Raw genomic sequence first — 6,514 nt, 5'->3', positions numbered from 1 at the left:
TTCAGCGTCGTGCCTACGGATTTAGAAATTTTGAAAACTATAGGTTAAGGGTTAAAGTTTTGTGTTCTTGATTAGTGCCCCCGGATTTGGGGAAGAGCCGAAAACTATAGGTTAAGGGTTAAAGTTTTGTGTTCTTGATTAGTGCCCCCGGATTTGGGGAAGAGCCGAAAGTTGATTAATGGTGGCCAGAGGCAGAATCGAACTGCCGACACGAGGATTTTCAGTCCTCTGCTCTACCGACTGAGCTATCTGGCCGAAGAGGTTGCTATTAAACTCTGAGATCGTTTTTGAGTCAAGTAGAGTTTATTGTTTTTTCGAAAAAAATTTTTTTGCGGCAAGTGTTTGAGTTTTATTGAGTCTTTTCGGATTAATTTTGTTCGATTATATGGGTGATCTGAGCATTGGCAAACTTCAAGTAATGATGGTGTTTGTTCAGTATGTCTACAGAGTATTATTGTTGATAATAGATCTTCGCTATCTCAGCACCCAGGAGCGCATTGTTTTTAATTAATTCAATATTGGCTTTTAGACTTTGCCCCATGGTTAACTCTGCAATCCGCTGCAGTAGAAAAGGGGTGATGGCCTTGCCTTGGACCTGATTGGCTTCAGCTTGAGCTTGCTTGATGCTGGGAAGAATTTTTTCATCGGGGATTTCAGCTTCCTGGGGGATGGGATTTGCGATGACAATACCATTGTTCAATTTTAATTTTTTCTGGTAAGCCATTAAGTTGGCTATTTCAGAGACGGTATCCAAGCGGTGCAGCAGAGAGATGCCGCTTGAACGGCTATAGAATGCCGGAAATTCGTCTGTACCATAACCAACCACAGGAACTCCATGAGTTTCCAACATTTCCAGGGTTTTGGGTAAATCCAGAATAGATTTGGCACCAGAACAGACCACAGTTACTGGAGTGGAGGCCAGTTCAATTAAATCAGCAGAAATATCAAAACTTTCCCCTACATGATGATGTACACCGCCAATTCCACCTGTAACAAATAAGGGTAATCCTGCCAGATGAGAGCAATACATGGTTGCTGCAACGGTGGTGCTTGCTGACATTTTGCGGCTTAGAACAAAAGCAATATCACGTCGCGAGGCCTTAATGACGCTACCATCTTTTGCCAAGTGTTGCATGATAGCTTCATCGAGACCGACATGAATTTTCCCCTGATGAAGAGCAATTGTTGCCGGGGTGACTCCTTTGTCTTTAACCAGCTTTTCCACTAATTTTGCCGTGACAAGGTTTTCAGGATAAGGCATACCGTGAGAAATAATAGTAGACTCCAGGACGACAACAGGTTGATTTTTACTCATCGCCTCCTTAACTTCTTCACTAATATGCAGTAATTCGTTAACCATTGTTCATACCCTGTCTTTGGGAGTAAAGCCGGTTGGTTTTTCTGACCCATTGCCAAAAAAATAGTTTTTCATTTCCTCATTGAGGAATTCACGTGCTTTAGGATCAATTAGACTAAGACGATATTCATTGATAAGCATGGTCTGATGATCCAGCCACATTTTCCATGCTTGTTTTGATATCTGGTTGAAAATTTTTTCTCCCAAGGGGCCTGGAAAGGGAGGGGAGTCTAAACCTTCTGTTTCCTGGTTTAATTTTAAACAAAATACTTGTCTTGTCATAACGTACCTGAATTGAATTGCAAAGTGCTGATTATGCTGGAATCTATCTCTCTCAGCAATGCCATTAAATGCTTAATCCGCTCTGCATCGTGCCTGAGCTACCATGATATGTTGGGAAAGAAGTTGCTCCTGTTCAGGATTTAACTCAACAAATTGCACGGCGGTGCGGTATTGGTTTTCATTATGGAATTGACTGTAGACAACTATTGCATCCACAACAATGGGAAGCATTTTAGGTTTAGTATAGATAACTATTTTCATTGGCGTTTTTTCTTTAATCCGTTCCTTCGTCTTAAAAGACATCCCTCCAAGGCTAATATTGACCTTGCGCAGATTAATTTTTTCATCAATAAAAAGATGCCTGGAAAGGTGGTCAATTTTTGCATTCAATAAATTTAAATAATGAGCCAGAGCTGGTTCATGTAAGCCTATAGTTTGTGTAAGCTCAGATAATTCATAATCCAGGCTTTGGAAGTATTGCGTAGTTTCAAGGTATTTTTTACCATTATGGCCCAATAAATCTTCGGTAATGGCTTTGTCGGAGCGAAACTCGTCAGTTCCGATTAATTGGTAATCAAAATAGACTTGATCTTCTATGCGGAAATGTTGGCGTCTTTCATGTACTGGCATAATCACTCCATAAAGTCCATTTTAAGAAGTTAGCACGCTTGCATATAGCTTTAATAAATTTCGTACTTTTAAACATCTATCATTGACTTCACTTAATTATTCTTATTCTTAATATAGACATAATTGAGCGTAATGGGGAAAAATATAAAACAGGAAGGATTTTGTTAAGATAAATGCGGGTTTAAACTTCAGCCCAGATTCTGCATTGTTCGGTAATCATTTGCTGGAAAGTGCCTTTTTCTTTGAAAAGCTTCCTTAATAAAACGGCGTCATTTACCTTGTTATTTACATCGTTAGCTAATTGGTCGATATATAGAGTATTTCTTAATTTAAGGCCATAAGGTTCAATTTTTTTAATGGTACTTAATATGTCTTTGCTAATTGACGTTTTTTTGAGGGTGCAGGGATCGATTACATAGCCCTCTAAACCGTAGCGGCAGGCTTGAAAACGATTATGGGTGTAAAGATAATACAAGTCCTTGTTGATTTCCACGGGTCTTTTTTCGAGTAGAAAGAGGGTCAGTGCCTGGATATAAGCAGCAAGATTTACCGCTTTGTGAATTGTAAGGGGAGTATCACAAACCCTGATCTCCACAGTGCCAAATTCAGGCTTTGGCCTGACGTCCCAGTAAAAATCCTTCATATTAACGATAATGCCCAATTTTTTAAACTTATAGTAATAATCAGAAAATTCGGGCCAGTCTAACAAAAAAGGAATATGACCACTTTGAGGGAATGTGTTGAAAATAATATTTCTACAGGAAGCATAACCAGTATCGACTCCCTGATAGAATGGAGAGGAAGCAGATATAGCAATAAAATGAGGAACATACCTGGCAAAGGCATGTGTAAGATACAATGCTTCCTCGGCATTTTTGCACCCAACATGAATATGTAGTCCGAAAACCGTTGCCCGTTTGGATAAATAGCGGAATTTGCTGGAAATAGATTTATACCTTGGGGTAGGGAAGATCTTTTGATTGCTCCACTTTATGAACGGATGTGTCCCCCCTCCACAAATGGCAAGGTTTAATTGCGTTGCCTGTTCCTGCAAAAAAGTTTTTAAATGGTTAAGTCCGGTGAGTAAATAATCCGGTGAATAATGGATAGAGGAATTTATCTCAATCATGCTCTGGGTGATTTCTGGCTTTATTTTGCTTTGATAAATACTTTCTTTGATGTTGCGAATTAAATCTTTTGCTCGAGAAACCAGGTGACGTGAGTCAGGATCAACAATTTGAAACTCAAGTTCAACACCAATTGATCCTGCTTTTGATTTCTTGAACGCTAATCTTCTCATCCGAATCCCCCTATTGATTCCGTTGCCTTCTCAGCCTGAGGAATGATTCCCTATTTCTTAATTAAATTATAACTGATGAGAGAAGCCGCTATTCTGGCAATGCATAAATAATGCGGCTGAGTAACCAAAATAAAGTTAAATGGCCTGGATAGTAAATATAAAAAAAATAAGGAATTCTGGGGAGCCTTAATTCAATTTTTGCAGCGAAAATGATAAGAGGCAAAGTCACTAGAGCCCAGTTATTTTCGTTTAAATGACCTATGAGGTAATAAGAATAGAAGGTAGCTATTAAAGCAAAAATGGAGGGGTTTCGGCAATAGAACCAACAGCTAATGCAAAATAACACACCTGGCCAACTATATTCCACAAAAGCACTGCCGAGTAAGAATAGAAAAAGGGCGATAAGAATGTTTACTATCCCTTTCTTTTCATATAAAAAAAATAAAAATGCGGCAATTAAAAGCATAAACATAATGTTTAATGGCCATAAATGATGCAGTCCTTTCATGGCCATGTAAGCAGGGGTGGCCAGTATGCCAAAAAAAGTAAGGCGCCTGAAAGTCTTAAAATAGAATCCGCGTTCAAAAACCCCTGGCCTGGCGAGATTATATGCAAAGATAAAAGCGAATAAAGGCATTGCTAATCTGCCGAAGCAATAAGCGGCATAGCTGCTTGTATGCCAGAAGAACCGATTGGCGTGGTCCACGGTCATTGAGAGCATGGCCAACCATTTTAATGCTTCTAACGTACTGTCAGAGATCAGGATGGGATAAAGACTGCCAGATGGTTTTAGCTTTACCTTTACCTGCTTATTCATAATCTCTCCCAAAAAATAATAGTCTATTCTCTTAGAAAATATCAACGAAGGATAATCATTTTTGCAATCCAGTTATTATCTTTTATGGAGATTATTCAGCTAAGACCATCCAGATTCAATAGGGGGTATCTTGGCAGGTGAAATTTCACTACAATAGATGTTTTACAAAATTAAACCACTTATGTTTAAACCGCTGGCATTATTTATAGGCTTACGTTACACCAGAGCCAAAAAACGAAATCATTTTGTTTCTTTTATCTCATTAAGTTCCATGATGGGAATTGGTCTTGGTGTTATGGTATTGATTACAGTATTGTCAGTAATGAATGGTTTTGATGAAGAAATTCACAAACGATTTTTTGGCATGGCACCTGAGATAACTGTTAGTGGAAGGGATGGAAAAATCAGCAACTGGGTTCAGCTTGAAAGTGAACTTAAAAACACGCCAGGTGTCAAAGCAATGGCTCCTTATGTAGGAGGCCAAGGATTGCTTACTCATGATGGGCAGGTTTTGCCTATTGTTTTAACTGGTATTGAACCAATTCAGGAGCAAACGGTAACACAACTGAAGGATAAGCTTCTGGCCGGTAATTTAACAGATCTGAAAGACTTTGGGATTATTCTTGGCCGGGGGCTAGCTGATAGCCTGGGTGTCCTGATAGGGGACAAGGTGACAATCATGATTCCTCAGGCAACGGTTACGCCGGCAGGGATGATTCCTCGCTTTAAACGTTTTACAGTAGTTGGCGTATTTACAGCAGGAGCAGGATTTAATTTTGACAGTAAACTTGCTTTCATTAACCTCGTTGATGCGCAGAAATTAATGCAGTTAGGGGAGAATGTAACCGGACTTAAACTGAAACTGGATGATATTTACAATGCACCTGCCATGTCTGACCAGCTAGCCGCTAAATTAGGCGAAGAGTATGAAGTAGGTAACTGGACACAGCAATTCGGGGCATTTTTTCAGGCGGTCAAGTTAGAGAAAACGATGATGTTTCTTATCCTTTTGCTCATCATTGCCGTGGCTGCATTTAATCTTGTTTCTTCCCTGGTGATGGTTGTTAATGATAAACAGGCAGAAATTGCTATTTTAAGAACTATAGGCGCTACACCTTCAATGATTCTTTGGGTCTTTATTGTTCAGGGAATGATGGTTGGCTTGGTGGGAACCCTGCTTGGCCTCATCGGAGGCTTAATCTTGGCTTCAAATGCTACGACGATAGTCAACTATCTGCAATCGCTCTTTAATACGCAGATTTTATCTTCTAATATCTATTTTGTAGATTATTTACCTTCCAAAATTATGCTTGGTGATATATGGCTGGTATGTTCTGTGGCATTATTAATGAGTTTTTTTGCGACCATCTATCCAGCCTGGCGTGCCTCAAAAACTGTTATCGCGGAGGCCCTACACTATGAATGAGGTTATTTTCAACTGCCAGGCACTTAGTAAGTCCTATCATGATGGTACGAACTCAATACAAGTATTGAAGGCTATTGAGCTTGCCATTTATCAAGGAGACCGGATTGCTGTTGTAGGGCCTTCTGGTTCAGGTAAAAGCACCTTATTGCATTTACTCGGTGGCCTGGATAAGCCTACGGCGGGTACTGTATTGATGGATGGAACAGATTGGCAAAAATTATCTGAAAAGAAACGTTGCCGGTTACGTAATCGCCACTTAGGTTTTGTTTATCAGTTTCATCATTTACTGCCTGAATTTACAGCATTAGAAAATGTCTCCATGCCATTGTTGCTTGACTCAAAGACAGTAGATGAGGCACAAACCAAGGCGGCGGATATTCTTAAACAGGTGGGTTTGACTAATCGACTGGATCATAAACCCTCTCAATTATCGGGTGGAGAGCGACAAAGGGTAGCAATTGCCCGTGCTTTAGTGCATCAACCCCAGTGTGTTCTGGCTGATGAGCCTACAGGTAATTTGGATCATGCTACTGCTGTAAAAGTGTTTGATTTAATGCTCGATTTAAACAAAAACCTGAATACTGCGCTGGTAATTGTTACTCATGACAGGCAACTTGCCAACAGGATGGATAGAGTATTTACCATTCAAGACGGGATTCTTTCGCAATCTTAAAGACTCAGGCTCTACTCTATGTCACCACT

At 39.8% G+C, this 6,514-nt stretch carries 7 protein-coding genes and 1 tRNA gene; 2 read left to right on the top strand and 6 right to left on the bottom strand.

Annotated elements, in window-relative coordinates:
* Positions 1-179: 179 nt before the first annotated feature.
* The 6 genes from E1O65_RS05580 to E1O65_RS05555 form a co-directional block, all read right to left on the bottom strand.
* Positions 180-255: transfer RNA gene (locus E1O65_RS05580), tRNA-Phe, on the bottom strand.
* A 196-nt stretch (positions 256-451) separates the two neighbouring features.
* Positions 452-1,360: a pseudouridine-5'-phosphate glycosidase gene (locus tag E1O65_RS05575; protein ID WP_133132609.1), complete on the bottom strand. Its 909-nt coding sequence runs from the start codon at positions 1,358-1,360 to the stop codon at positions 452-454.
* 3 nt (positions 1,361-1,363) lie between these two features.
* On the bottom strand, positions 1,364-1,639 hold the full coding sequence (locus E1O65_RS05570) for an oxidative damage protection protein (protein WP_133132608.1): 276 nt from the start codon (positions 1,637-1,639) through the stop codon (positions 1,364-1,366).
* Positions 1,640-1,711: 72 nt separating this feature from the next.
* Positions 1,712-2,269, bottom strand: a complete 558-nt coding sequence (locus tag E1O65_RS05565) for a PilZ domain-containing protein (protein ID WP_133132607.1) — start codon at positions 2,267-2,269, stop codon at positions 1,712-1,714.
* Positions 2,270-2,450: 181 nt separating this feature from the next.
* Positions 2,451-3,569 carry a YbdK family carboxylate-amine ligase gene (locus tag E1O65_RS05560; protein ID WP_133132606.1) on the bottom strand — a complete coding sequence of 373 codons (1,119 nt, stop codon included), beginning with the start codon at positions 3,567-3,569 and terminating at the stop codon, positions 2,451-2,453.
* An 88-nt stretch (positions 3,570-3,657) separates the two neighbouring features.
* On the bottom strand, positions 3,658-4,386 hold the full coding sequence (locus E1O65_RS05555) for a TraX family protein (RefSeq protein ID WP_133132605.1): 729 nt from the start codon (positions 4,384-4,386) through the stop codon (positions 3,658-3,660).
* Between the two features lie 181 nt (positions 4,387-4,567).
* On the opposite strand from E1O65_RS05555, the gene E1O65_RS05550 reads away from it, so the two are divergent.
* Complete coding sequence (locus E1O65_RS05550; RefSeq protein ID WP_133132604.1) at positions 4,568-5,812, top strand: lipoprotein-releasing ABC transporter permease subunit; 1,245 nt, start codon at positions 4,568-4,570, stop codon at positions 5,810-5,812.
* The gene (gene lolD, locus E1O65_RS05545; protein ID WP_133132603.1) at positions 5,805-6,485 is read left to right on the top strand and encodes a lipoprotein-releasing ABC transporter ATP-binding protein LolD; all 681 of its coding nucleotides are present in this window, start codon (positions 5,805-5,807) and stop codon (positions 6,483-6,485) included. The genes E1O65_RS05550 and lolD overlap by 8 nt, the downstream gene beginning before the upstream one ends.
* The last annotated feature ends 29 nt before the right edge of the window (positions 6,486-6,514 follow it).

Origin of the sequence: Legionella sp. W10-070, from assembly GCF_900640175.1 — a bacterium.
Taxonomy (GTDB): Bacteria; Pseudomonadota; Gammaproteobacteria; order Legionellales; family Legionellaceae; genus Tatlockia.
This window is presented reverse-complemented; position numbering and strand designations above follow the sequence as displayed.